The sequence below is a fragment of the Alloalcanivorax sp. C16-1 genome (genome assembly GCF_046507805.1).
GTDB lineage: Bacteria > Pseudomonadota > Gammaproteobacteria > Pseudomonadales > Alcanivoracaceae > Alloalcanivorax.
On the sequence record NZ_JBKFTK010000008.1, the window covers coordinates 1 to 24,133 of the forward strand.

At 69.3% G+C, this 24,133-nt stretch carries 22 protein-coding genes; 14 read left to right on the plus strand and 8 right to left on the minus strand.

The features are described 5' to 3' along the window. Positions 1–219: 219 nt before the first annotated feature. A complete protein-coding gene (locus ACLD0W_RS17255) occupies positions 220–1,476 on the plus strand; it encodes a hypothetical protein (RefSeq protein WP_410308690.1) in 1,257 nt (418 codons plus the stop codon). 27 nt (positions 1,477–1,503) lie between these two features. On the opposite strand, the gene ACLD0W_RS17260 is transcribed toward ACLD0W_RS17255, so the two are convergent. After that, positions 1,504–3,633 (minus strand): PQQ-dependent dehydrogenase, methanol/ethanol family, encoded by a 2,130-nt coding sequence (locus ACLD0W_RS17260; RefSeq protein WP_410308691.1) that lies wholly within the window; start codon positions 3,631–3,633, stop codon positions 1,504–1,506. 240 nt (positions 3,634–3,873) lie between these two features. Here ACLD0W_RS17260 and ACLD0W_RS17265 point away from each other — a divergent pair, with 240 nt between their 5' ends. From ACLD0W_RS17265 to ACLD0W_RS17290, 6 genes are read left to right on the plus strand one after another with little or no spacing between them, the layout of a single operon-like run. Continuing rightward, positions 3,874–5,019, plus strand: a complete 1,146-nt coding sequence (locus ACLD0W_RS17265; RefSeq protein WP_410308692.1) for an amine dehydrogenase large subunit — start codon at positions 3,874–3,876, stop codon at positions 5,017–5,019. A gap of 8 nt (positions 5,020–5,027) precedes the next feature. After that, a complete protein-coding gene (locus ACLD0W_RS17270; RefSeq protein ID WP_410308693.1) occupies positions 5,028–5,567 on the plus strand; it encodes a MauE/DoxX family redox-associated membrane protein in 540 nt (179 codons plus the stop codon). Between the two features lie 24 nt (positions 5,568–5,591). Next, a complete protein-coding gene (gene mauD / locus ACLD0W_RS17275; protein ID WP_410308694.1) occupies positions 5,592–6,212 on the plus strand; it encodes a methylamine dehydrogenase accessory protein MauD in 621 nt (206 codons plus the stop codon). Positions 6,213–6,214: 2 nt separating this feature from the next. Continuing rightward, on the plus strand, positions 6,215–6,742 hold the full coding sequence (locus ACLD0W_RS17280) for a methylamine dehydrogenase light chain (RefSeq protein ID WP_228233999.1): 528 nt from the start codon (positions 6,215–6,217) through the stop codon (positions 6,740–6,742). A 5-nt stretch (positions 6,743–6,747) separates the two neighbouring features. Beyond that, positions 6,748–7,302 (plus strand): cytochrome C, encoded by a 555-nt coding sequence (locus ACLD0W_RS17285; RefSeq protein ID WP_410308695.1) that lies wholly within the window; start codon positions 6,748–6,750, stop codon positions 7,300–7,302. A gap of 56 nt (positions 7,303–7,358) precedes the next feature. Then, a complete protein-coding gene (locus ACLD0W_RS17290) occupies positions 7,359–8,687 on the plus strand; it encodes a hypothetical protein (protein ID WP_410308696.1) in 1,329 nt (442 codons plus the stop codon). Positions 8,688–8,819: 132 nt separating this feature from the next. On the opposite strand, the gene ACLD0W_RS17295 is transcribed toward ACLD0W_RS17290, so the two are convergent. After that, the gene (locus tag ACLD0W_RS17295) at positions 8,820–10,205 is read right to left on the minus strand and encodes an aldehyde dehydrogenase family protein (protein WP_410308697.1); all 1,386 of its coding nucleotides are present in this window, start codon (positions 10,203–10,205) and stop codon (positions 8,820–8,822) included. A 354-nt stretch (positions 10,206–10,559) separates the two neighbouring features. Here ACLD0W_RS17295 and ACLD0W_RS17300 point away from each other — a divergent pair, with 354 nt between their 5' ends. Beyond that, positions 10,560–11,498, plus strand: coding sequence for a helix-turn-helix domain-containing protein (locus ACLD0W_RS17300; protein WP_410308698.1), 939 nt, complete (start codon positions 10,560–10,562; stop codon positions 11,496–11,498). Here the strand turns inward: ACLD0W_RS17300 and ACLD0W_RS17305 are convergent. Then, positions 11,495–11,941, minus strand: coding sequence for an acyl-CoA thioesterase (locus ACLD0W_RS17305; RefSeq protein WP_410308699.1), 447 nt, complete (start codon positions 11,939–11,941; stop codon positions 11,495–11,497). The two genes, ACLD0W_RS17300 and ACLD0W_RS17305, sit on opposite strands and share 4 nt — an antisense overlap. Before the next feature lie 127 nt (positions 11,942–12,068). Here ACLD0W_RS17305 and ACLD0W_RS17310 point away from each other — a divergent pair, with 127 nt between their 5' ends. Together ACLD0W_RS17310 and ACLD0W_RS17315 are read left to right on the plus strand one after the other, a co-directional pair. Further along, positions 12,069–13,139 carry a DUF748 domain-containing protein gene (locus ACLD0W_RS17310; RefSeq protein ID WP_410308700.1) on the plus strand — a complete coding sequence of 357 codons (1,071 nt, stop codon included), beginning with the start codon at positions 12,069–12,071 and terminating at the stop codon, positions 13,137–13,139. Between the two features lie 19 nt (positions 13,140–13,158). Continuing rightward, complete coding sequence (locus ACLD0W_RS17315) at positions 13,159–13,665, plus strand: hypothetical protein (protein ID WP_410308701.1); 507 nt, start codon at positions 13,159–13,161, stop codon at positions 13,663–13,665. 33 nt (positions 13,666–13,698) lie between these two features. On the opposite strand, the gene ACLD0W_RS17320 is transcribed toward ACLD0W_RS17315, so the two are convergent. Then, positions 13,699–15,258: an FAD-dependent oxidoreductase gene (locus tag ACLD0W_RS17320; RefSeq protein ID WP_410308702.1), complete on the minus strand. Its 1,560-nt coding sequence runs from the start codon at positions 15,256–15,258 to the stop codon at positions 13,699–13,701. Next, a complete protein-coding gene (locus ACLD0W_RS17325; RefSeq protein ID WP_410308703.1) occupies positions 15,255–15,893 on the minus strand; it encodes a gluconate 2-dehydrogenase subunit 3 family protein in 639 nt (212 codons plus the stop codon). The genes ACLD0W_RS17320 and ACLD0W_RS17325 overlap by 4 nt, the downstream gene beginning before the upstream one ends. A 177-nt stretch (positions 15,894–16,070) precedes the next feature. Between ACLD0W_RS17325 and ACLD0W_RS17330 the strand changes: the two genes are divergently transcribed. From ACLD0W_RS17330 to ACLD0W_RS17345, 4 genes are all read left to right on the plus strand, one after another. Continuing rightward, positions 16,071–16,817, plus strand: a complete 747-nt coding sequence (locus ACLD0W_RS17330; protein WP_410308704.1) for a hypothetical protein — start codon at positions 16,071–16,073, stop codon at positions 16,815–16,817. 25 nt (positions 16,818–16,842) lie between these two features. Next, the gene (locus ACLD0W_RS17335; protein ID WP_410308705.1) at positions 16,843–18,276 is read left to right on the plus strand and encodes a Y-family DNA polymerase; all 1,434 of its coding nucleotides are present in this window, start codon (positions 16,843–16,845) and stop codon (positions 18,274–18,276) included. After that, on the plus strand, positions 18,276–21,407 hold the full coding sequence (locus ACLD0W_RS17340; RefSeq protein ID WP_410308706.1) for an error-prone DNA polymerase: 3,132 nt from the start codon (positions 18,276–18,278) through the stop codon (positions 21,405–21,407). Before ACLD0W_RS17335 ends, ACLD0W_RS17340 begins: the two co-directional genes overlap by 1 nt. Before the next feature lie 115 nt (positions 21,408–21,522). Beyond that, complete coding sequence (locus ACLD0W_RS17345) at positions 21,523–22,689, plus strand: saccharopine dehydrogenase family protein (protein ID WP_410308707.1); 1,167 nt, start codon at positions 21,523–21,525, stop codon at positions 22,687–22,689. A gap of 80 nt (positions 22,690–22,769) precedes the next feature. On the opposite strand, the gene ACLD0W_RS17350 is transcribed toward ACLD0W_RS17345, so the two are convergent. The 3 genes from ACLD0W_RS17350 to ACLD0W_RS17360 are packed head-to-tail and all read right to left on the minus strand — an operon-like array spanning position 22,770 to position 24,011. Further along, positions 22,770–23,114, minus strand: a complete 345-nt coding sequence (locus ACLD0W_RS17350) for a hypothetical protein (protein ID WP_410308708.1) — start codon at positions 23,112–23,114, stop codon at positions 22,770–22,772. Continuing rightward, positions 23,104–23,448 carry an antibiotic biosynthesis monooxygenase family protein gene (locus ACLD0W_RS17355; RefSeq protein WP_228234013.1) on the minus strand — a complete coding sequence of 115 codons (345 nt, stop codon included), beginning with the start codon at positions 23,446–23,448 and terminating at the stop codon, positions 23,104–23,106. The genes ACLD0W_RS17350 and ACLD0W_RS17355 overlap by 11 nt, the downstream gene beginning before the upstream one ends. Positions 23,449–23,498: 50 nt before the next feature. Then, positions 23,499–24,011: a DUF2244 domain-containing protein gene (locus tag ACLD0W_RS17360; protein ID WP_410308709.1), complete on the minus strand. Its 513-nt coding sequence runs from the start codon at positions 24,009–24,011 to the stop codon at positions 23,499–23,501. Between the last annotated feature and the right edge of the window lie 122 nt (positions 24,012–24,133).

The following is a 24,133-nucleotide window of genomic DNA, read 5'->3' on the forward strand; positions in this document are numbered from 1 at the left end:
CTTCCGGGACCCTTGAGAACAGGACGTTCGAAAGGGAGCCCCCAGGGACGGGTTCACGGCGTTCCCGGAAGGGCGCCACCCAGGCCCGCGGCCCCGCTGGAGACCGATACCTCGCCAACGACTCTGCGGCCACCGGCCACCCGCTGGTCGGCCAGCGACTTTCCCCGACATTGCCCTCAGCCTGTCCGGTAACGGATCAACCGGTGCCAGGGAGGCCCTATGCTTACCCACTTTCGTGTGTTCACACTGCTTGCGTTGGCGCTGCTCGGCGCCCCGGCCACGGCGGCCATCGTCGAACTGAAGGGCCCGGCCATCGCCGGACTGGCCGGCCGCGACCCGGCCAGCGTGGATCTGGCCGTCTACCGGGACGGCGACTTCGTCAGCCTGACCCACCAGTGGCTGCCCTGGACCCAGGGCCGGGCGCCCTGGTTCGAGGAGGACGGCGACGCCGAGCGCTCCCAGCCCGCCGACCGCATCGCCGCCGAGGACCATCTGCTGGTGGACCTGCCGGACACCACCCGGTCCGCCCCGTCGCCACTGCCCGACGAAGTACTCGGGGTGCTCACCGTGGGCACCGGCGAACACGCCCGCAGCCTCTACGCCCTGGCCCGGCGGCCGCCGCCCCGCCCCGCCCCGGAGCGCCTGCGCCGGGAGCCGCTGGCCCTGCGCACCCCGGCCTTCCAGCTGGCGTTCGAGGACGACAACCTGTTCCGCTGGGGGGATTTCTTCTACACCGGCCGCACCGGCCCGGACGGCCAGCCGCTGAACCTGCTGGACAGCCTCAAGCTGCGCCTCAGCGCCGGGGTGTTCAGCGCCGGCGCCCGGCTCACCCTGACCAACGAAAACCTGGACCCGGAAATCCGCAAGGTGGTGGACGGCCCCCTGGCCACCCGCGCCTATGTGACCACCCGGGTGCGGGTGGCCGGCCTGCCGGTGCTCAAGCTGCACAACTATTTCCTGGTCCGCGACCGGGCGGTGGCGGTGCACAGCCGCCTGACCCTGCCCGGCTTCGCCGCCACCGTGCTGCGCGAACCCGGCGCCCGGGTTACCGTGGACGGCAACAACCTGACCGGCGCGCGCCTGCGCACCAGCTGGACCGGCGACCGGGAGGCCCGTGTGGACGGCCGTCTGGACGACACCGAACAGGCCATGGTCGACACCCCGGTGCCCACCGACAACTGGCTGTGGTTCGGCACCGGCGACGGTTTCGATCTGCTGGCGCGGCTGTATTTCGCCGAGGGCTTCGACACCGGCGCCCGCTTTATCTATCAGGACGACCCGGCCCTGGACGACGAACCGGAACGCTTCCCCGGGCAGCGGCCCAATGTGGGCTTCGCCCTGGACCGCATTCCGTTCGGCCAGGAGTTCTATTTCGTCGCCGAGCTGTACTTCTCCGACGGTGACGGCGCCGCCGACCCGGCGGCCTACGCGGCCCGCCGCCTGGCCCGCCCGGCGGCCCACTGGCAGCCGCGCTGACCGTGGGCCGCTCCCGGCGGGCCGCGCTCAGCGGGCGCTTTGCAGCTCGCGCCGCAGGTCGCCGGTGCGTTTGATCAGGTATTGGTGGATCGCCTCGATCTGCTCCAGGCTCAGGTCACCAGCGAAGGACGGCATGCCCTTGTCCGCGTACAGGCCGGCGACGATGGCGGGAAACGCCTGGTGACCCTGCTCATCCAGATAGCGCAGATCCGGAATCACCCCGCCGCCCAGAGCACTGAAGCCGTGGCAGATGCCGCAGTTGTCGTTGTACAGGTCGCGCCCCTGGTCCAGGGTGCCCGCATCGGCGGTCAGCGCCGGTAGCGTGTCCGGCAGGGACCGGGCCACGCGACGGGGCGCGGGCAGCGTCCCGGTGCCGTCCAGTTTGTAGGTGAGAATGCGCGCTTCCGGCGCCACCTTGGCGTTGGAGGCCAGCCCGCCGAACGCCAGCGGGAAGGCACCGCCCCAGCCGGCCATGAAGGTCACGTACTGCTCGCCGTCCACTTCGTAGGTCACCGGGCCGGCCACCACGCCGGTGTTGGCCGGCGCCTCCCACAGCGGTTCACCGTCGTCCGCCGCATAGGCCGCCACCTTGCCGTTCACGTTGCCCTGGAACACCAGGCCGCCGGCGGTGGCCAGGGCACCGCCGTTCCAGATGCTGGGGAACGGCTGACGCCACACTTCCTTTTGCGCCACCGGGTCCCAGGCCACCAGCCGGCCCTTGTAGGCGGCCACGGTCTTCGCCAGGGCGGCCGGGTCCTCCGGCAGTTCCACCGGCTGGCTGCCCACCTGGAAGCGACCCCGGCCCTTGAAGGTGGCCTCGTTATCGGGCACCAGCAGAGCCGGCGCTTCTTGCACCGGAATATAGGCCAGGCTGGTGTCCGGGCTGAACGCCATGGGCATCCAGTTGTGCGCGCCCAGGGGCCCGGGCACCAGTACCCGCGGCCCCTGGCTCCAGTCCGCCACCTCCTGATTGATGCGCGGCCGGCCGCTGTCCGGGTCGACGCCGTCCGCCCAGTTCACCGGGGCATAGGGTTCGGCGGAAAGCAATTCGCCGGTACGCCGGTCGAGCACGTAGAAGAAACCGTTCTTGGGCGCCTGCATCAGCACCTGGCGGGTTTCACCGTCGATCTCCAGGTCGGCCAGGGTGATGGTCTGGGTGGCGGTGAAGTCCCATTGATCACCGGGGGTGGTCTGGTAGTGCCAGACGTACTCCCCGGTGTCCGGACGCAGCGCCACGATGGAGCTCAGATACAGGTTGTCGCCCTTGCCCGCCGACCGGGCCTGGCGGTTCCACAGGCTGCCGTTGCCGGTGCCGATATAGAGCAGGTCCAGCTCCGGGTCGTAGGCCATGGAATCCCACACCGTGCCGCCGCCGCCCAGCTTCCAATACTGGTCGCCGAACCAGGTGTCGCGGGCCCGGGCCATGGCCTCGTTCTCCGGCGGCAGGGCCGGATTGCCGGGCACGGTGAAAAAGCGCCAGGCCTGCTCACCGTCGTCCGCGTCGTAGGCGGTGATGTAGCCGCGCACGCCGAACTCGGCGCCGCCATTGCCGATCAGCACCTTGCCCTTCACCACCCGGGGGGCGCCGGTGATGGTGTAGCTGCGGTTGGCGTCGATCAGCGTGTCCACGCTCCATACCGGCTTGCCGCTGGCCGCGTCCAGGGCGATCAGCCGGCCGTCGTAGGCACCGACGAACACCTTGCCTTTCCACACCGCCACGCCCCGATTCACCGGGCCGCAACAGCCGTCCCGGGCGCGGGTTTTGGCCACCCCGGGGTCGTACTTCCAGAGCAGTTCGCCGTTGCGCGCGTCCAGGGCGTAGACAATGCTGAAGGGGCCGGTGGTGTACATCACGCCATCCACCACGATGGGGGTGGCCTCCACCGCCCGGTCGATGTCCAGTTTGTAGGTCCAGGCCAGACCGAGCCGGTCCACGTTGCCCTGGTTGATCCGGTCGAGGCGGCTGAAACGCTGCTCCGCGTAGGTGCCGCCATGGGTCATCCAGTTACCGGGCTCGCCGGCGGCGGCATTGAGCCGGCTGGCGTCCAGGGCCGCGCCGGCGGGCGCCGTGGACGGGGCCTGTTCGGAGAAGGTGCAGGCGTGCAGCAGGCAGGCAACGGCCAGCGCCCGGGCGCCGGCGTGAAGGGTCGTGGTCATGTCGGTCCTCGCTATTGTTGTTGTGCTATCCGGCCCGTTGAGGGAGGGCTCAGGGCATTCTCGGCGATGCCGCCCGTTCCCGGCCCGGCAGCCAGTGCAAAGTTGTTGACCGTCAGTGCCAGCCGGTCCCGGCGGTCCATCCCTGGCAAGAAATAACAAGCGGTTGGCACTCAGAACCATGCAACCCGGGGCGGCGAGGCACACACTCGGCCCATAACCACACTTACAACCGGAGCAGCTATGCGACTTTCACGACCCCTGTGCACGGGCTTGCTGTTGGCGGCGGCGGCCGTGAGCGCCACCGCCCAAGCGCAACTGCCGGTGGAAAAGCTCGGGCAGAACACCACCCTGCCGTTCCCGCCGGACCCGCACCGCAGCTACATCGTCGACTTTGAATTCAACAACATGGTGGCCACCCGGGTGGTGGTGGTGGACCCGGACCAGCGCAAGGTGCTGGGCATGCTCAGCACCGGCGGCGCGGCGCCGGCGGTGCTCTCCCACGATCAGAAGACCGTGTACACCGCGGACATCTTCTTCGAACGCTACGTGCGCGGCGAACGCACCGATGTGATCACCGCCTGGGACACCTCCAGCCTGTCGCCGAGGTGGGAGGTGAAGATCCCCTCCAAGCGCGCCTCCACGCTGACCGAGCGCTACGGCCTCAGCACCAGCGCCGATGACCGCTTCGTGTACATCTACAACTTCACGCCGGCCACCTCGGTGACCGTGGTGGACACGAACAAACAGAAGGTGGTCAACGAGCTGGCCATTCCCGGCTGCATCCTCAACTACCCGGTGGGCAAGCGCCGCTTCGCGTCGCTGTGCGGCGACGGCAAGCTGCAGATGATCACCCTGGACGACAACGGCCAGGAAGTGGACCGCAACGCCACGCCCTTCTTCGACCCGGAAAAGGAAAAGCTGGTGGAGCGGGCCGCCGGTGACGGCGACACCTACTACTTCGTGACCACCGAAGGCCAGGTACGCGGCGTCGACCTGTCCGGCAAGAAGCCGAAAAAGCTGCCCGCGTGGTGGCTCACCACCGAGCAGGAACGCCAGGACGGCTGGGCGCCGGGCGGCTGGCAGCTGATGGCGGTGTCGCCGGCGCTGAACCGGCTGTACGTGCTGATGCATCCGGACCACGCCCCGCACAAATGGGAAGACCCGAGCCAGACCATCTGGGTGTTCGACCTCAAGACCCACAAGAAGGTGGGCACCATGGAGACCCCGAGCCTGGTGTGGAGCCTCAACGCCACCTCCGACGACAAGCCCCTGCTGCTGGGCACCAACGTGGAAGGTGGCCTGGACATCTTTGACCTGACCAAGGGCGAGTACGTGGACACCATGGACGGCGTCAGCAAGACCCCGACCCTGGTTATCAACCACTAGGAGGCGTTATGAGCCTGGACCCGATTCTGACCGCCGCCGGCGCCGTCTCCCTGGCGGTGATCCTGGCCAGCGCCGCCAGCCACAAGCTGCGCGCGCCGGCCTGGTTCCGCCGCCAGGTGGCGGAGTACCGGCTGCTGCCCAGCGCCCTGCACGGCCCGGCGGCGCGCGCCCTGCCGCTGCTGGAAGGCGCCCTGGCGCTGGCGCTGCTGTGGCCCGCCACGCGCGGCCCGGCGGCCCTGGCGGCGCTGGCCCTGGTGGGCCTGTACGCCGCCGCCATCGGCATCAACCTGAGCCGGGGCCGCCGTGATCTGGACTGCGGCTGCGCCGGCCCCGGCGCCCCCCAGCCGCTGCATCCACGGCTGCTGCTGCGCAACCTGCTGCTGGCCGGCCTGGCCCTGGCCGCCGCCGCCCCCGCCGCGCCACGCGCGCTGGGCGTGTTCGACGGCTTCGTGGTACTGGCCGCCACGGCGGTGACCGTTTTGCTGTACGCGGCGATCGAGGTGTGGCTGGCCAACCAGCCGCGTCTGCTCGGTCTGTCCGGACGATGAACAAATAGAACTGAGGTGAATCCCATGCAAGCCTTGATCGTTTCCAATGTACTTCTCTGGTGCCTGCTGATCGCCATGGCCCTGGTGGTGGTGGGCCTGATCCGCCAGATCGGCGTGCTGCACGCGCGCATCGCCCCGGCCGGGGCACTGATGGTGGACAAGGGCGTGGCGGTGAATCAGCCGGCGCCGAAACTGACCGCCGAGGACCGCCAGGGCCGCCCGGTGAACGTGGGCTACTCCGGCGAGCGGGCGCAGATGCTGTTCTTCCTGTCGCCCACCTGCCCGATCTGTAAATCCCTGCTGCCGGCGGTGCGCGCCATCGAGCGTTCCCGGGACGACCTGGAGGTGATCTACGTCAGCGACGGCGACATGGCCGAGCAGGACAAGATCATCGCCGACTTCAAACTGGACCGTTCCCACTATGTGCTGGACCCGCAGGTGGGCATGACCTACCAGATCGGCAAGCTGCCCTACGCGGTGCTGATCGACCGTGAGGGCACCCTCAAGGCCAAGGGCCTGGTGAACTCCCGGGAACATCTGGACAGCCTGTTCGAAACCGAATTCCTGGGCGCCGCCACCCTGCAGGACTATCTCCGTGGCCAGGCCCCGCACATTCACACGCCCACCGAAAAAGGGAGCGCCTGACCATGAAATTCCTCGATCAATTCTTCGAGCGCTCCACGCGCCACGTGGCCAGCACCACCTCCCGGCGGCGCTTTCTGGGCCGGCTCGGTTCCTTCCTGGTGGCCGGCGCCGCCATGCCGGTACTGTTGCCGGTGGACCGCACCGCCAAGGCATTGGCCGCCGAATCGCCGCAAGCCGGCGACCCCGGTGACCCGACCAGCTGCGACTACTGGCGCTACTGCTCGGTGGACGGCTTTCTTTGCAGCTGCTGCGGCGGCACCGTGAACAGCTGCCCGCCGGGCACCCAGGGCTCCGAGGTCACCTGGGTGGGCACCTGCCGTAATCCGGCGGACGGCATCGACTACATCATTTCCTACAACGATTGCTGCGGTAAGCACAGCTGCGCCCAGTGCGCCTGTACCCGCAACGACAGCGAGGAACCCATGTACCGGCCGTTCAACAACAACGACATCAACTGGTGTCTGGGCGCCGACGCCAACGTCTACAACTGCACCGTCGCCGTGATCCGCGGCGTGGCCAAGGCCGGTTGAGAAGCATGCGACGCGGCCTGCTGTTCACCGTTCTGCTGGCGGCCACCGTCACGGCCCCGGGCGTCCACGCCCGGGCCATGCCGGACCCGTCGCAAACACCGGCCCCGGGCAACGAGCAACCGCAGATTCCGTTGTCCCGGGCCGGTTACAGCCCGGCGGTGAACTACCAGCTGCAATGCGCCGGCTGCCACCTGCCCGAGGGCCAGGGGGCGCCGCGCAACGACGTGCCTCGTATGACCGGCTTCGTCGGCAATTTCCTGCGCGTGGAGGATGGCCGGGAATTTCTGGTGCGGGTGCCCGGCGTGGCCCAGGCGGCGCTCAACAACGATCAGCTCGCCGAGCTGCTCAACTGGATCCTGGCCCGTGACGGCATGGCCGGCGCCAGCACGCCGGAGGACGCGGCGCCCTACACCGGCGACGAAGTGGCGCGCATCCGCGCCACCCGGCTGCACAACCTGCCCGACACCCGCGCCCGGCTGATCCAGCGCATGCGCGACCAGGGCATCGCCATCCACGACGGCATGCCCCACGACAACCACAACAACGGAGACAGCCGATGAGCTGATCCCGCCGCCCGCGCCGCCGGCGCGGGCTTCACCCGAATGGAGACACAACCATGATCACTGCTTACTCAAAAGCCGTGAAACGGGCCCTGCTTGCCTGTTCACTGACCGCCCTGGGGGCCCACAGCCAGGCGCTGGAACTGGTGGCCAACGACCAGACCCGCCTGGACCTGACCATCGAAGGCGTCGGCGGCGTCTTCCACAGCCAGGAAAACTACGCCACCGCCGGCAGCAAAAGCGAGGGCTCCTCGAGCTGGCAGGAAGGCTACTTGAAGTACGGTTTCGCCCTGGAGCAGCAGCTCGGCGCCGGCCAGCTGTTCGGCGCCGTCAACGCGCTCAGCAGCGGCACCTGGGACGACGGCGACGCCGCCGGCTTCAGCGACGGCAGCGAGCGCGAAACCGACATCGAGGACGCTTATCTGGGCTGGCGCTCCGGCGACCTGTTCCCGGCCCTGGGCGAAAACGGCCTGGCGTTCTCCGCCGGCCGTCAGGCCATCAAGATCGGCGACGGCTTCCTGATCTCCGGCGACGCCCTCAACTTCGGCAACGGCATCGCCGGCGGCGACCTGAACCGGGGCGGCGCCTACTATCTGGCCGCCCGCCAGGCGTTCGACAAAACCGCCGTGCTGAGCCTGGGCGGCGACAGCGGCTGGCGCGGCGACGCCATGTGGATCGAGTCGGACAACCCGGCCCAGGCGGAAGCCGCCATGAAGGTGGGCAACCTGGAACACGTGGGCGACACCGGCACCTTCGGCCTCACCTACATCAAGGTGGACGACGTGGAACGGGACCTGGCCTTCCTTTATCCGCAACGGGACGGCGAGGAAACCTGGAGCCTGCGCTACCAGGGCGACGCCGGCGTGGACAACCTGTTCCTGTCCGGCGAATACGCCTGGCAGGACCAGGACCAGGGCGACGAGGACGCCTGGTACCTGGAAGCCGGCTGGACCTTCGCCGACGCCCCCTGGCAGCCCAGCGTCAATTATCGCTACAGCCGCTTCTCGGAGGGCTTTGATCCGCTGTTCTACGGCAACGGCCGCAGCCTGGGCACCTGGTTCCAGGGCGAAGTGGCGGCCAACTATTCCGGGCCGTTCAACACCAACACCAAGGTGCACAACATCGCCCTGCGCGCCACGCCCCGGGAGAACCTGTCCATCGGCCTGCTCGCCTACGACTTCGCCACCCTGGACCAGGACGCCGGCGGCAACCTGGATGCCCGCGAGTTCGACCTGTACGCGGAATGGGGCGTTACCGCCAACCTGGCGATCATCCCGCTGGTCGGCCTGTACCAGCCGGACGCCTCCGCCGCCGAAGGCGGCACCCAGCTCGGCGGCGACGACGACAATCTCTACACGCAGCTGATCGTTGCCTTCGGTTTTTAACGCTGCTCGCACCTTGTAGCGTTGTGCCACCCCGGCTCCGGCCGGGGTTTTTTATGGGGGCCAGCCCCGCCCCCGCCTATCGGCATAAAAAAACCCGGCCTGAGCCGGGCTTTTTAGCGGAGGAACGTCGGATCAACCGGTAACGACCGTGATCACCTTCTCCTCGGTGTAGGCGAGGACGCCGCTGAGGCCGCCCTCACGGCCGATGCCGCTGGACTTCATGCCGCCCCAGGGCAGGTGGGCGTCGATGGGCGCCCAGCCGTTGATGCCGATGGCGCCGGCGCGCACCGCCCGGGCCACCCGGTGGGCGCGGCCCACGTCGCCGGTCCACAGGGTGGCGGCCAGGCCGTAGCGGGTATCGTTGGCGATGCGGATGGCGTCCGCCTCGTCGTCGAAGCCGATCACCGTGGCCACCGGGCCGAAGATCTCGTCCCGGGCGATGCTCAGGTGGTTGCCGCCGACGAACACCGTGGGCCGCACGTAGCAGCCTTTGTCGGTGGGCATCTCACCGCCGCTGAGCAGTTTGGCGCCTTCCTGGACGCCGCGACGGATGTAGTCCTCCACCTTGGCCTTCTGATCGGCGCTGGCCAGCGCGCCCATCTGCACCTCGCCGGCGGAGGGGTCGCCCACCTGGATGCCCTCGGCCACCGCCGCCAGACGCTCGGCGAAATCCGCCAGGCGGCTGTTGTGCACCAGAATGCGGCTGCCGGCGGCGCACACCTGGCCGCTGTTGAAGAAGATGCCCATGGCGCAGCCCTGCACGGCGGCGTCCAGGTCGGCGTCCTCGAACACGATCTGCGGGCTCTTGCCGCCCAGCTCCAGGGCCACGCGCTTGAAGCGCGCGCCGGCGGTGGTCTGGATGCGCGCGCCCACTTCCGGGCTGCCGGTGAAGGAAATCTTGTCCACGTCCGGGTGCACGCACAGCGCCTCGCCCACCACCGCGCCTTCGCCGGTGACCACGTTCACCACGCCGTCCGGGAAGCCGGCCTCCTGGCACAGTTTGACCAGATGCAGGGCGGACAGGGGCGTTTCCTCGGAGGGCTTGATCACCACCGTGCAACCCGCCGCCAGCAGTGGGCCGAGCTTCCAGCTGGTGATCATCAGCGGTGTGTTCCAGGGAGTGATGGCGCCCACCACACCCACCGGCTCGCGCACCGTGTAGGACAGGGTCGGGGTACCCATGTAACCCGGCGTGGGGATGGTGCGGCCCTCGATCTTGTCGGCCCAACCGGCGCAGGTGCGCAGGGTGGCGATGGTGTTGGGCAGATCCAGCAGGCGCGGCTCCATGCCCGGGCGACCGATGCAGGAGGCGTCCAGGTCGGCCAGGATATCGGCGTCGCGCTCCACCAGGTCGGCCAGCCGGTTGATCAGCTGGCCGCGCTGGTCCCCGGAGAGGGCGCTCCAGTCGCCCCCGTCCAGTTGGGCGCGGGCGGCGGCCACCGCCGCGTCCACGTCGCCGGTGGTGCCGCGCGCCACCTCGGCCAGCAACGTTTCGTTGGCCGGGCTGACCACTTTCATGATGCCGCCGTCGGAAGCCGGAACGTCGCGTCCGGCAATAAAGTGTCCTCGCTGAGCTGTCACGGAATGCCTCCAGGATGTCGGTTTTTCTGATCCTGGCATTGTCCGCCGCCGCCCACCGCGCCCGCATGGCAGCGGGTGCAAAGTTGTTGACGCTGCGTGCCGGGTCGCCCGGCGCCTTTGTTGTCCGATGCCATCAATCTGTTATATTCGGGATCAGTCGAATAATAACGGGCCGGCCCGGGCCGCTTCGTGACAGGCACGTATCGTGCAAGCCACTCGAATGACCGACCCTGTGGTGACCATTCCGGTGCACCCCGAAGGGTGTGTCCATGGCCCTAAGTGGAGAGCGCCGTGCAGGCAATACGCAGTCTCAACCCGGTTCCATCGGCCAGCCATCAGGTGATCGAAGGCTTCCGACCCTGGCAGAACTTCGTCAACTGCAATTTCCCCTGGCTGGAAATGAGCGCCAGCAAGCAGCAGGACTTTCGCGCCGACGTGCAGCTGTGCAACTTCGACCACCGGGCGGTGGCGGTGATCCGCTCCGACTCCTGTCGGGTGCGCCGCACCGGCCTGGGCGCGCGCCGCGCCGAGGAAGGTCTGCTCAAGGTGATGTGGCAGCAGAACGGCCGCACCGCCGTGGAACAGGATGGCCGGGAAACCCTGCTCAATACCGGCGACGTCACCATCTGCGACACCGCCCGCCCCTATCAGCTGGCCATGCAGGACCACGCCCAACTGGCCGTGCTGATGCTGCCCTACGAGGCGATTCCCGGCTGGGAGCGACTCAGCCAGCGGGTCTGCGCGCACACGCTCAACGACCGCACCACCGCCCGCGCCGCCCTGGCCGCGGTGATGGCCCTGATGGACCAGCCGGACGGCCACGGCAGCGCCAGCCCGGTGTTCCAGGCGGTGCAGATGATGTTGTCCGCGCTGCTGCACGGCGCTTCCGCCCCGGAGCGCGCCGGCGGTGCCATCAGCCTGGATGTGGCGCACCGCCATGTGCTGGCGCACATCGACGATCCGGAGCTCAGCCCGGATGAACTGGCCGGCGCCCTGCACGTGTCCCGACGCGCCCTGTACCGGCTGTTCGAGGAGCACCAGCTCACCCCGGGCCGCTTTATCCGCCGGGTGCGGCTGGACGCCATCCGCGAGGCCCTGGCGGCGCCGGACAACGCCCAGCGCAGCATTCTGGACATCGCCCTGGACTACGGCTTCACCGACAGCGCCACCTTCAGCCGCGCCTTCAAGGCGGCCTTCGGCGTCAGCCCCAGCGAGTGGCGGCAGCGCTAGCCGTCGCTTTCCCGGGTCAGCGCCGCCAGCGCCTCTCGCAGGGGTTCCGGAATCGGCACCGGCCGGCCACTGGCGCGGTCCACGAACACATGCACCACGAACCCCAGCGCCTTGGCGGCGCCCTCCTCGCCGAATAACGCCAGCCCGTAGCGCACCGAGCTGTTGCCCAGCTTGTCCACCCGCATCCCCACGGCGAGCGCGTCCGGATAGGCGGCGGCCTCGAAATAATCGCAGCCGGAGCTGACCACGTAGGCGATCACCTCACCGTCGTGGATATCCAGGCCGCCGTGATCGATCAGATAACGGTTGATGGTGGAGTCGAAATAGCTGTAATACACCACATTGTTGATGTGGCCGTAGACGTCGTTGTCCGCCCAGCGGCTGTCCACCGGGCACAGATATCCGAATTCGTCGCGCAACGGGCGCGCTCGGGCTTCGCTCATGACGGATCCTTATGCGGGTCATCGGGCGGGCCCGCGATGATAACCCGAGAGCGCGGCGCGGTTCACGGACCGCCGGTACCGGTATCGGCACTCTGAAGACTCCATTGCGCAAGGACAGGCATTGCCCATGACACGACGTCGCCGTATCGCCCTCACCGTTCTGCTTACCCTGGTTACGCTGCTGCTGGTGCTGCACCTGGCGCTGCCCTGGCTGGTGCGCGATTACCTCAATAAGCAGATGGCCGAAATGGGCGATTACCGGGGCCATATCGAGGACGTGGACCTGGCCTGGTGGCGCGGCGCCTACCGGCTGGAGGGCTTTACCATCGCGCGGGTGGACGGCGCCGTGCCGCAACCGCTGCTGGACGCCCCGGCCATCGATCTGGCGGTGAGCTGGCGGGCCCTGTGGGAAGACCACGCCCTGGTGGCGCGGGTGCTGTTCGAGCGGCCCACCGTGACCTTCGTGGACGGCGGTGACAACGGTGCCGATCAGACCGGCGCCGGCACCGACTGGCGCGCGCGGCTGCAGCAACTGGTGCCGATCACCCTCAACGAAGTCCGGGTGCAAAACGGCCGCCTGGTGTTCCGCAACGACCATTCGGCCCCCCCGGTGAACCTCGAGGCCACCGACCTGAACGCCCGGGTCACCAATCTGACCAACACCCGCGACAGCCAGGGCACCCGGGTGGCCACCCTGGAAGGACGGGCCAGGGTACTGGGTGAGGCGCCCCTGGAAACCTCCGCCGCCTTCGACCCGTTCAGTGACCTGCGCGACTTCGACTTTCAATTGCGCGTCACCGATGTGGACCTGACCCGCCTGAACGACTTCAGCCGCGCCTACGCCAATCTGGATGTGCAGTCCGGCCACGGCGACCTGGTGATGGAACTGAGCGCCCGGGACGGGCAGCTGGACGGCTATGTGAAGCCGCTGCTCAAGAACCTGGACGTGTTCGACTGGCAACAGGACGTGGCCGGCCCCGACGGCTCGGTGCTGGGCGGCCTGTGGGAAGCCCTGGCCGGCGCCGTGCAGACCCTGTTCAAGAACCAGCGCCAGGACCAGTTCGCCACCCGGGTGCCGATCCGCGGCCAGGTGGAGCAAAGCGAAACCGGTACCTGGGCGGCGCTTTTCGGTATCCTGCGCAATGCCTTCGTGGAAGCCTTCTCGGCGCGCTTCGAGAACGGCGACAACGACGATTGACAGCCCACAGGAGATGCCCATGGGATCCCGCGCCCTGCTCGCCGGTGTTCTGCCCGCCGCCCTCGCCCTGGGCGGCTGCGTGACCGCCCCGGCCGGCGATTATCAGCCCAGCCCCAACCCGGCGCCCCGGGACCTGCGTGTCTATCAACTGCGCATCGATCCGCCGCTGCCACCGGAGCAGGTGCGGGTGGAGGTGGTCTACCGGGCCGGCAAACCGGAATGCCCGGTGACCCAGGCCGGCACCCGGGTGACGCCGGAGCGCCAGGGCCAGAGCCTGGTGTTCCAGGTGGCCCTGGACCTGTTCAACGACCCCCGCTGCGGCTGGCAGGCCAACCAGCTGTTCATCGCCCTGCGCGGCGGCGACAACTATCTGACCCGCTTCAGCGTGCCGCCCAGCGTGGACCAGCAGGTGCGCTGGTGCCGCCTCAACCCCCAACACGGCACCTGCCTGGCCCGGGAAAGCGATATTCTGCGCTACCGGGTGCCCGGGGAGGTGTATCGGGTCGTCATCACCCGGGGGCAGTAGAGCCAGGCCGATGAATCGCGACTTCAGTCGCGATCAACCGTTACCGACCATCCTTTCCGCGATCCGCGTGGCCAGCGCATACACCGTCACCTGCGGGTTGACGATGATCGAGGTCGGCAGCAAGCCGGCGTCGGCGATGTAGAGCCCCTCCACGTCGTGGCATTGGCCGTCGCCGTTGACCACGCTGGTGGCCGGGTCGGCGCCCATGCGGGTGCTGCCCTGGGGGTGGTAGCTGACCATGCGCAGGTGCTGTGGGGCGTTTTCCAGGCCGTCCACGGCGCGGTCGATGTCCGCTTCCGAGCGGATCACCCGGCGGTCGCTGGAGGGCACATAGACTTCCTCGGCGCCGGACGCCAGATGCAGCCGGGCGGCGGCCTTGAGGGCCCGTTTCATGGACGGGAAGTCGGCGTTGTCGAGCTGGTAGTCGATCACCTTGCGGCCGTCTTCCCAGCGGATGGTGCCCACGTTGTGGTCGTGGATCAGGGTCACCAGCCCGGCCAGGTACTTGCTGTCGCGCATGAACGTCATGAACGGTTCGCCGCTGCCCGGCTCGGCGGTCATGCTCAGTTCCACCGGGCCGGCGCCGCCGTCCTCCAGCACGAAGCCGCCCTTGTCCGGGTGCAGGAATTCGTCCACGTAGACCCCCAGCATGGCGCCCCGCCAGGGATGCACCGGTTCCGGGTAGCGGGCGGACACGTACAGGGACGGGTGGCAGGCGAAGTTGCGGCCCACCTGCCCGGAGCTGTTGGCCAGGCCGCTTTTCAGCAGCAGCAGCGGCGTCTGCACCGCGCCGGCGGCCAGGATCACGCGCTCCGCGTTGACCGTCAGATCCGCCACCTTGACGCCGTCGTGGCCGGTCACCTCGGCACGCACGCCGCGGGCCCGGCCGTTCTCCGCCAGCACCTCGGTGACCCGGGTGTCGGCGAAGATGCGCGCCCCGTGGGCGCTGGCCCAGGGCAGATAGCTGACCAGCATGGACTGCTTGCGCTCGGTCTTGCAGCCGGACAGGCAGTGGCCGGTGAGCGCGCAGTCGCGGATATTGCGTTTGAACGGCTTCACCGACCAGCCCAGCTTGTGCGCGCCGGCGCGGATCAGCCGACCATGGCGGGCGATTTCGTGTTCGCCGTTTTCATGGATCGCCAGGTTGCGCTCCACCCGTTCGAAGTACGGTGTCATTTCCTCGGTGGTGAGATCCGACAGCCCGAAGTCCCGCCGCCAGTCTTCAAGAATAAAATCCGGCGTGCGGAAGCACACACAGCCGTTGACCACCGTGGAGCCGCCCACGCAGGCGCCCTGCAGCACCAGCAGATCACCGCTTTTGTTGGTCTGGCCACCGTGGTCCTGGTAGAGGGTTTCCAGGCTGTGGGTGAAGCGTTCGGTAAAGTCCTTGGAAGGGATGTACGGGCCCGCTTCCAGGATCACCACCTTCTTGCCGCGCCGGGCCAGCTCGTAGCCGGTCACCGCGCCGCCGGCGCCGGAGCCGACGATCACCACGTCCGCGTCCAGGGTCAGCCGGGATTCGCGCACGTCCTCGGCCCGGGTCACCGCCAGACCGGAGGCCTGAACCGGCTGGCCGTTCTGCGTTGCCGTCATGCGTTTTCCTCCGTGCGCTCTTTGCCGGGCGCGTCATCAGGAAGGGGCGCGTTACCCAGATAGGCCAGCCCCCACTGCTCGGACACCGGCCCGTCGAACTCGATGGGCGGCCAGGTGGCCGGGTCGCTCCAATAGGCGCTGTACACCAGCTGCTTGATCACCGTGGCCAGGGTGCGCTGGATCGCGTTGCCCCGGCTCCAGGCATCGAAATAGTCCCGGGCGGTGGCCGGGTCCAGGTCCACGAAGCGGCGACCGTGGAACACCACCGCCGCGTTGTCGAACAGCCCCAGCCCGGTGGCCAGCTGGTCGCGCAACGGCGGCGCCATGTAGCCCAGCATGTTTTGCACATTGGCCACCACCGGCACCTGCCCGGTGTCCGGCAGATTCGTGCCCTCGGTGGGCAGCAGCGCCACCCGCGCCCGGTCGAACAGATGGTATTCCTGACGGCTCAGCCCCCCGGCCCAGGCGGGTTTGGCCTGCTCGTCCAGCGGCGAGCGGCGCAGCAAAGCGAAACCACCGGCGGCCACCGCCGCCACCCCGGCGGTGCCGGCCAGGGCCCAGGTGAGAAAGCGACGCCGGCTCAGGCCACGCTGCCAGACGGCGGTGACACGGCGGGCGCTGTGTTGTGGTGTCATGGGTCTCTCGGCGCTCGGAAACAGGCCTTCGAAGCTACTCAACCGCCCCGGGGAATACAATATGTTTACCCGCACAGGACGGATTGACCGTGGGGGACATGGCCACAAGCCTTCACCTTGCAGGCGGAAGCCATCTCGGATACTGTCCTTATGTACAGTATCCGAGTGTCTTTCCTGATGTCCTCCGCCTCTCTGCAACAACTGCTCGCCCGCCGGGACACCTGGTGGGGGCGCGACTCCGACGGCGCCGCCCACGGCGGCCGGCCCACCGGCTTTGCCGCCCTGGACCGGCTGCTGAGCCTGGGCGGCTGGCCCCGCCACGGCCTGGTGGAGCTGCTGTGCCCGCTGCCCTGCCCGCCCCTGCTGCATCTGGTGCTGCCGCTGCTGGCCGCCGACGAGCCCGGCGCGCGGCTGATCGCCAACCCCCCGGAGCGGCCCAGCGCCGACACCCTGGCCCGGGCCGGGGTGCCGCTGGCGCAACTTCTGGTGCTGCGCGGCGAGCGGGACGGGCTGCTGCGCGCCTGCTACGAAGCGGCCGCCAGCGACGCGCTCAGCCTGCTGCTGCTGTGGGCCCCGGGCGGCGCCCTGCCCACCGGCACCCTGCGGCGGCTGCACCTGGGCGCCCAGCAGGGACGCTGCCTGCTGGTGCTGGCCCGGCCACGGCGGGCGGCGCGCCAGCCCAGCCCGGCGCCGCTGCGGCTGGCCCTGGACTGCCCGGCCCCCGGCGAGCTGACGGTGACCGTGCACAAACAGCCCGGCGGGCGGCCGGGGGACCAGTGCCATCTGTCGGTGCTGCCCGAGCACCTGCGCCGGGCGCCGCCGGCCACCGTCAGCCTGCCGGCCCTGACCCGGCGCCCGCGTCCCACCCTGGCGCCCCCCTCGCTACGCTTGCCGGCGCCGCCACCGCCCGAATTGCGTCCATGAAAGCCGTACCCATGAGAGAGACCTCATGACCCCGCTGTGGCTGGCCCTGCATTTCCCCCTGCTGGCCCTGGAGGCCGGAGACGGCCCGGTGGAGCGGCCCCGGGTGCTGGTGCACCAGCACCGGATACAGCTGGCCAACGGGGCGGCCCGCGCCGCCGGCGTGGAGGACGGCCTGCGGCTGGCCACCGCCCGTGCCCTGTGCGAGGACCTGGAGGTGCTGGAGGCGGACGACGGCGCCCGGGAAGCGGCCCTGTGGCGTCAGGGCCAGCAGCTTCTCGCGCTCACCCCCCAGGTGTGCGCGGCGCCGCCGGCCAGCCTGCTGCTGGAGGTGGGCAGCTGCCTGAAACTCCACGGCGGGTTTCAGGGGCTGATGGCGCGGGTGGACCGCTACCGCCTGCACTGCCCGCTGACCACCCGCCTGGGCCTGGGGCCGACGCCGCTGGCCGCCTGGCACCTCAACGACCCGCCGCCCCTGGAAACGGTGCCGGAGGCGGCCCGGTTCCAGGCCTGGCTGGCGCAGTTGGATCTGGACGGCCTGGACCTGGAGCCGCGCCTGCGTGAGCGGTTGCGGGCGCCCGGGTTCCGCACCCTGGGCGATCTTTATCCGCTGCCCCGGGCGGCCCTGGGCAAACGCTTCGGCGCCGGTTTCCTGGACTGGCTGCAGCGGCTGCTGGGGGAAAAACCGGACCCGCGCCGGCCGTTGCCGCCGCCCCGGCCGTTCCGCGAACGGCTGGACTTCGACGACCCGCTGGACCGCCTCGACCACCTGCACGCCCCCATGAGCGAACTGCTGGCACGGCTGAGCGCCGACCTGGAACGCCACCAGGAGAGCCTCACCGCGATTCGCTGGCATCTGCACCTGAACAACGGCCACCGGGACACCCTGGTGGTGCGGCGCGCCCAGGCCGGCCACGACGCCGCCACCTGGCTGGACCTGACCCGCCGGCGCCTGGAACACCAGGTGCTGGACGCCCCGGTGCTGGGCCTGGGCCTGGACGGCGGCCGGCCGCGCCCGCGCAACCCGGGCCTGGCGGATCTGTTCCCGGACCCGGGGGCGCGGGCGCCGCTGTCCGGGCTGCTGGAAAAGCTGGCCACCGAACCGGCCCTGCGCCTGTACCGGCCGGACCGGGCACCGGGTCACCTGCCCGAGGAAACCGAACGGGGCCGGCCACCCTTCGAGAAAGCCGCGCGCCCCGCGCCGCCGCCGGACACGCCGGCCCCGCCGGAGGACCGTCCCCTGTGGCTGCTGGACCCGCCGCGCCCCCTTGCGGTGCGCGACAGCGTGCCCCATTGGCGGGACCGGCCCCTGAGCCTGTTTCCCCAGGAGGAACATTTCAGCCAGCCCTGGCACGACCAGGCCGCCCGCCGCTACCACGTGGCCCATCACCCGGACGGATTGTGTTGTTGGGTGTTTCAGGACGAGCGGGATGAGGGGTGGTGGTTGCAGGGGTTCTTCTGATGTCGTTCGCCGAACTCCATTGCACCTCCGCCTTCACCTTTCTGACCGGGGCCAGCCATCCGGAGGAGCTGGTGGCCCGGGCCCATGCGCTGGGCTACCGGGCACTGGCGATCACCGACGACGGCTCCCTGGCCGGGGTGGCGCGCGCCTGGCAGGCCTGGAAAGACCTCGAAACCGCTTGCAAAAATGACGGTAAGACACTGAATTTCAAGATGATCGTCGGCAGTCATTTTCGCCTCGACCAGGAACGGGGCCCGCTGCGTCTGGTGCTACTGGCCCGGGACCGGCAGGCCTACGGGGAGATCGCCACCCTGATCACCCAGGGCCGGCGGCGCGCCCCCAAGGGCCACTACCAGCTGCATTGGCGGGATCTGGCGCGCATCGAGCGCCACGCCCTGTGCCTGTGGCTGCCCGCCGGCGACGAGCGCGACGAGGTCCATGCGCCGCTGCTGCGCGAGCACTTCGGCGAGCGGCTGTGGCTGGCCTGCGAGCTGCTCCAGGAAGGCAACGACGCCCTGCGCTACCGCGCGCTGCACGATCTGGCCCGGCGCCACGGGCTGGCCATGACCGCCAGCAACGACGTGCATTACCACGTGCCGGAACGGCAGCGTCTGCAGGAGGTGTTCACCGCCCTGCGGCTCAATACCACCGTGCAGCGGCTCGGCGACCGCCGCTTTCGCAATGACCAGCGCCATCTGCGCGCGCCGGCGCGGCTGGCGGAGATTTACCCGGCGGCGCTGCTGGAGGAAGCCGCCTGGATCGCCGATCAGTGCCAATTCGGCATGGACGAAATCCGCTACCAGTACCCGGAGGAGGTGGTGCCGCCGGGCCAGGACGCGGACCAGTACCTGGCCGCCCTCGCCCACCAGGGCGCCGAGGCCCGCTATCCGGAGGGCGTGCCGGAGCCGGTGCGCGCCCTGATCGACAAGGAACTGGGGCTGATCCGCGCGCTCCGCTACGCCCATTATTTTCTTACCGTGCACGACATCGTCGCCTTCGCGCGCAGCCAGGGCATTCTCTGCCAGGGTCGCGGCTCCGCCGCCAACTCCGCGGTGTGCTATTGCCTGGGGGTCACCGAGGTGGACCCGGGCCGCAGCCAGTTGCTGTTCGAACGTTTTATCTCCCAGGAGCGGGACGAGCCGCCGGACATCGACGTGGACTTCGAGCACGAGCGCCGCGAGGAGGTGATGCAGTACCTGTACCGCAAGTACGGCCGCGACCGGGCCGCCCTGGCCGCCACCGTGATCCGCTACCGGACCCGCTCGGCGGTGCGCGACGTGGGCCGGGCCCTGGGCGTGGACCAGGATGTGGTCGAGCGGCTCAGCGGCAACATGGCCTGGTGGGACCGGCCGGATTCCCTGGTGGAGCGCTTCCAGGAACTGGGCCTGGGTGGCTCCACCCTGGGCCGCCACTACCGGGAACTGGTCCAGGAGATGGTCGGTTTCCCCCGCCATCTGTCCCAGCACGTGGGCGGCTTCGTGATCACCCGCGACCCGGTGCACACCCTGGTGCCGGTGGAAAACGCCGCCATGCCCGACCGCACCCTGATCCAGTGGGACAAGGACGACCTGGAATCCCTGGGGCTGATGAAGGTGGACGTGCTGGCCCTCGGCATGCTCACGGCGATCCGCAAGACCCTGGACCTGGTGGGCCGCTATCGGGGGCGCCCGCTGACCATGCAGGACATCCCCGCCGGCGACGAGGCCACCTATGAGATGCTCTGCCAGGGCGACAGCGTGGGCGTGTTCCAGGTGGAATCCCGGGCGCAGATGAACATGCTGCCGCGCCTGCGCCCCCGACGCTTCTACGATCTGGTGGTGGAGGTGGCGATCGTGCGCCCGGGCCCGATCCAGGGCGACATGGTGCACCCCTATCTGCGCCGCCGGGACGGCCTGGAGGAAGAGGACTACCCGGACGAAAAGGTCAAAGGCGTGCTGGAGCGCACCTACGGGGTGCCGATCTTCCAGGAACAGGTGATCCAGCTGGTGATGGTGGCCGCCGGCTTTTCCGGCGGCGAGGCGGACCGGCTGCGCCGCGCCATGGCGCGCTGGGGCAAGAGCGGCGAGCTGATGCAGTTCGAGCACAAAGTGATCGAGGGCATGCGCGCCAACGGCTACAGCGGCGACTACGCGCGCCGCCTGTTCGAGCAGATGAAGGGCTTCGGCGGCTACGGCTTTCCGGAGTCCCACGCCGCCAGCTTCGCCCTGCTGGTGTACGTGTCCGCCTGGCTCAAGCGCCACCACACCAGCGCCTTCTTCTGCGGGCTGCTCAACAGCCTGCCCATGGGGTTCTACTCGCCCTCCCAGCTGCTGCAGGACGCCCGCCGCCACGGCCTGGAAACGCGACCGCCGGACGTGCGTCACAGCCACTGGGACCATACCCTGGAGGACACCCACCGGCAGAAGCTGGGGGTGCAACCGGCTCTGCGGCTGGGGCTGCGCCAGATCAAGGGCTTCAATGAAGAAGCCGCCGGGCGGCTGGTGACGGCCCGCGACCAGGCGCCGTTCCGTGGCGTGCGCGACCTGTGCGAGCGCGCCGCCCTGGGCAGCCGCGAGCGCGAGGCTCTGGTGGCCGGCAACGCCCTGCGCGGCCTCAGCGGCCACCGCCACCAGGCCCACTGGGACGTGCAGGGCCTGGAGGCCCGGCGGCCGCTGCTCGGCGGCCAGGGCGTGCGCGACGATCATGACGGCGTCTACCTGGACGCGCCCTCGGAACACACCTCACTGATCGAGGACTACCGCCACCTGGGCGTGACCCTGGGCCGCCACCCCATGGCCCTGGTGCGCCACCTGCCCCGCTTCAAGCGCTGCTACCGGGCCCGGGACCTGAAGCGCGCCCGGCCCGGCCAGCTGGTGCGGGTGGCGGGCCTGGTCACCAACCGCCAGCGCCCCGGTTCCGCCAAGGGCACCCTGTTCATGACCCTGGAGGACGAAACCGGCAACACCAATGTGGTGGTCTGGACCTCGATTCAGGAGCGCTATCGGCAGACCCTGCTGAAAAGCCCGCTGGTGATCGTCACCGGCACCGTGGAGATCAGCCCGGAGCGCATCGTGCACCTGATGGCCGGGCAGCTGGCCGATGCCCGGGACGCCCTGGACGAGCTGGTGGTGCGCTCACGGGATTTCAAATAGATGTCAGGGGATGGCGGCCACCTTCACCATCAAAAGGCCGTTCGCGACCCTGCACGGAGGGCCGCTCCGGGGTCTATAGTGAGCCCATCATTGGCAACGGAACGGACAACCGATCATGAGCAACGGAAGAGAGTTCGATCTGATCGTGTACGGCGCCAGCGGCTTCACCGGCCGGCTGGTGGCGGAATACCTGGATCAAACCTACGGCGGCGACCTGAACTGGGCGCTGGCCGGCCGCAACGCCGAAAAACTGGAGGCGGTGCGCGCGGAAATGGGCATCCGTGACAGCGTGCCGGTGGTCACCGCCGACGCGGACCGGCCGGAGACCCTCAAGGCCCTGGCCGAGCGCACCCGGCTGGTGCTGACCACCGTGGGCCCCTACCAGCTGTACGGCGAGCCGCTGGTGAAAGCCTGCGCGGAAGCGGGCACCGACTACGTGGACCTGTGCGGCGAGCCGGCCTGGATGCGGCAGATGATCGACCGCTACGGCGACACCGCCAAACAGAGCGGCGCGCGCATCGTGTTCTCCTGCGGGTTCGATTCCATTCCCTTCGATCTGGGCGTGTTGTTCCTGCAGCAACAGGCGAAGGAGAAAGGCCTGGCGCCGATGACCCGGGTCAAGGGCCGGGTGCGCAAGATGAAGGGCACCTTCTCCGGCGGCACCGCCGCCAGCCTGAAGGCCACCCTGGCGGCGGCCAAGGACCCGGCGATCCGCGATCTGCTGGTGGACCCGTTCGCGCTGACCCCGGGCTTCAGCGGGCCGGCCCAGCCGCCGGCGGCCAAACCGGAATACGACGACGCCCTGGGCACCTGGGCGGCGCCGTTCATCATGGCCGCCATCAACACCCGCAACGTGCACCGCTCCAACTTCCTGCTCGGCCACGCCTACGGCGAGGACTTCACCTATGACGAGATGATCCTCACCGGCGACGGCGACAAGGGCAAGGCCACCGCCGAGGCAGTGGCCCAGGACCGCTCCCTGGCCGGCGAGGACGCCCCCAAACCCGGCGAGGGTCCGAGCAAGGAAGAACGGGAAAACGGCTTCTACGATGTGCTGTTCCTGGGCGGCAACGACCAGGGCGAACACCTGGCGGTGAGCGTGTCCGGCGACAAGGACCCGGGCTACGGCTCCACCTCGCGGATGATCAGCGAGAGCGCCCTGTGCCTGCTGCGCGACGCCACCGACACCGGCGGCGGCATCTGGACCACCGCGCCGGCGATGGGCGACAAGCTGATCCGGCGGCTCACCGAGCACGCCGGTCTGCGGTTCGAGGTGGAATAACCCCAGCGACGGTGGATCGCGGCTAAAGCCGCTCCTACGGTGGCCCCCTATGTAGGAGCGACTTCAGTCGCGATCCACGATCAAAGCGGCCCGAGGCTGCGAATCTCCAGCCAGCGTCCCCGGCCCGCCTCGTAATGGAAGGTGCCCACCACCTGGACCCGCTCTCCCAGGTGGTTCCGGGCCGTGTCCAATGGCATCAGCGCCACCCGGTTAAGCGCCTCGTCCTCGATCCAGTAATGCTCCGGCTCGTCGAAGCCCCGCACCACCCCGATGGTGGCCACCAGGCTGCCCTGGTAGGTCTCCGGCTCGGCGGCCAGGGCCCGCAGCGGCGCCCCCTGGGGCGCGTCGCTGTAATCACAGCCGGCCAGCGACAGCGTTACCGTCAACGCCAACGCCGCCGCGCGGCGGCCCGCGTCAAAGATCATTACCGCTCTCGTCATTGCCACTGCCCGGTTGCGGCGGCACCCGCCACTCCGGCTCCTCGAACTCGCCCAGCGGCGTGATCTCGCAGGTGCGCGCGTGCTTTTCCAGAATCGCCTTGACCCGGGCGCTGCGGCTGTCGTCCTTGGCGTCCCGGTGCGCCTTGGAATCCCAATGGGCGATGGCCAGCAGGGTGTCCGGCTCGCCGATCTTGCGGTGCAGGTCGGTGCCCCGGGCGCCGGGGGTCTGCTGGATCACGCGGCTGGCCTCGATCCAGGCCTCGGCGTACTCCTCCACGGTGTAACCGTCCTTCATGCGGACTTCGAAGATGTATTTCATGGCGGTTCCCAGCATCGTGGTTATCGGGTCAGGGTGGTTATCAAGCGGGTTCAGGGGCCGGCGGTCTGCCACCAGCGGTCCGAGGTTTCCATCAGGCCGGCGTCGCGCAGCGCCCGGCGGGCTTGCTCCCGGGCGTCCGCGTGCAGGAAGGCCCCCACCTCCAGACCGTTCCGGTCGTCGCGCAGGGTCAGGCGCATCAGGTCCACGGAACGGGCCGGCAGGATCACGTGCAGATGGGCGTCCGGCCGGCTCAGCTCCCAGCGACGGCGCGGCGGGCCGCGCACGCCCTGCTCGATCAGCACCCGGCCCGGCTCGATGGTGATGCGCTGGTACAGATAGCTGAGCCGGAAGCACACCCGATGCATCAGATAACACAGCAGCCCTACCTCGAAGCCGGCGAACGGCAACGCCAGCCAGATGCCGGCCGCGCTCCAGGCGGCGGCCACCACGAACACCACCGCCGCGATCAGCGCCATGAAGCGCTTCACCTGGCGCCAATCGGCGGACAGGTGGGGCCGCAGGGTGATCACCGTGGTATCCGCCCGGGTTTCGCTCAGCACCATGATGGACTCGGCATGGGTTCGGAACGCTGATGATCGCACTCCCGGCGCCACCAAGGGAAATTCCGGGAACCCCCGCCGCCCCGGCCCGGTCGGTAACCGTTAGCCGCCGTGCCGGGCACGGC

What these genes read in the sequence shown, in the direction of transcription:
- ACLD0W_RS17255 (WP_410308690.1), top strand. Translation starts at nt 220, where the DNA reads ATGCTTACCCACTTTCGTGTGTTCACACTGCTTGCGTTGGCGCTGCTC.
- ACLD0W_RS17260 (WP_410308691.1), bottom strand. Translation starts at nt 3,633, where the DNA reads ATGACCACGACCCTTCACGCCGGCGCCCGGGCGCTGGCCGTTGCCTGC.
- ACLD0W_RS17265 (WP_410308692.1), top strand. Translation starts at nt 3,874, where the DNA reads ATGCGACTTTCACGACCCCTGTGCACGGGCTTGCTGTTGGCGGCGGCG.
- ACLD0W_RS17270 (WP_410308693.1), top strand. Translation starts at nt 5,028, where the DNA reads ATGAGCCTGGACCCGATTCTGACCGCCGCCGGCGCCGTCTCCCTGGCG.
- mauD (WP_410308694.1), top strand. Translation starts at nt 5,592, where the DNA reads ATGCAAGCCTTGATCGTTTCCAATGTACTTCTCTGGTGCCTGCTGATC.
- ACLD0W_RS17280 (WP_228233999.1), top strand. Translation starts at nt 6,215, where the DNA reads ATGAAATTCCTCGATCAATTCTTCGAGCGCTCCACGCGCCACGTGGCC.
- ACLD0W_RS17285 (WP_410308695.1), top strand. Translation starts at nt 6,748, where the DNA reads ATGCGACGCGGCCTGCTGTTCACCGTTCTGCTGGCGGCCACCGTCACG.
- ACLD0W_RS17290 (WP_410308696.1), top strand. Translation starts at nt 7,359, where the DNA reads ATGATCACTGCTTACTCAAAAGCCGTGAAACGGGCCCTGCTTGCCTGT.
- ACLD0W_RS17295 (WP_410308697.1), bottom strand. Translation starts at nt 10,205, where the DNA reads ATGAAAGTGGTCAGCCCGGCCAACGAAACGTTGCTGGCCGAGGTGGCG.
- ACLD0W_RS17305 (WP_410308699.1), bottom strand. Translation starts at nt 11,941, where the DNA reads ATGAGCGAAGCCCGAGCGCGCCCGTTGCGCGACGAATTCGGATATCTG.
- ACLD0W_RS17310 (WP_410308700.1), top strand. Translation starts at nt 12,069, where the DNA reads ATGACACGACGTCGCCGTATCGCCCTCACCGTTCTGCTTACCCTGGTT.
- ACLD0W_RS17315 (WP_410308701.1), top strand. Translation starts at nt 13,159, where the DNA reads ATGGGATCCCGCGCCCTGCTCGCCGGTGTTCTGCCCGCCGCCCTCGCC.
- ACLD0W_RS17320 (WP_410308702.1), bottom strand. Translation starts at nt 15,258, where the DNA reads ATGACGGCAACGCAGAACGGCCAGCCGGTTCAGGCCTCCGGTCTGGCG.
- ACLD0W_RS17325 (WP_410308703.1), bottom strand. Translation starts at nt 15,893, where the DNA reads ATGACACCACAACACAGCGCCCGCCGTGTCACCGCCGTCTGGCAGCGT.
- ACLD0W_RS17330 (WP_410308704.1), top strand. Translation starts at nt 16,071, where the DNA reads ATGTCCTCCGCCTCTCTGCAACAACTGCTCGCCCGCCGGGACACCTGG.
- ACLD0W_RS17335 (WP_410308705.1), top strand. Translation starts at nt 16,843, where the DNA reads ATGACCCCGCTGTGGCTGGCCCTGCATTTCCCCCTGCTGGCCCTGGAG.
- ACLD0W_RS17340 (WP_410308706.1), top strand. Translation starts at nt 18,276, where the DNA reads ATGTCGTTCGCCGAACTCCATTGCACCTCCGCCTTCACCTTTCTGACC.
- ACLD0W_RS17345 (WP_410308707.1), top strand. Translation starts at nt 21,523, where the DNA reads ATGAGCAACGGAAGAGAGTTCGATCTGATCGTGTACGGCGCCAGCGGC.
- ACLD0W_RS17350 (WP_410308708.1), bottom strand. Translation starts at nt 23,114, where the DNA reads ATGATCTTTGACGCGGGCCGCCGCGCGGCGGCGTTGGCGTTGACGGTA.
- ACLD0W_RS17355 (WP_228234013.1), bottom strand. Translation starts at nt 23,448, where the DNA reads ATGAAATACATCTTCGAAGTCCGCATGAAGGACGGTTACACCGTGGAG.
- ACLD0W_RS17360 (WP_410308709.1), bottom strand. Translation starts at nt 24,011, where the DNA reads ATGGTGCTGAGCGAAACCCGGGCGGATACCACGGTGATCACCCTGCGG.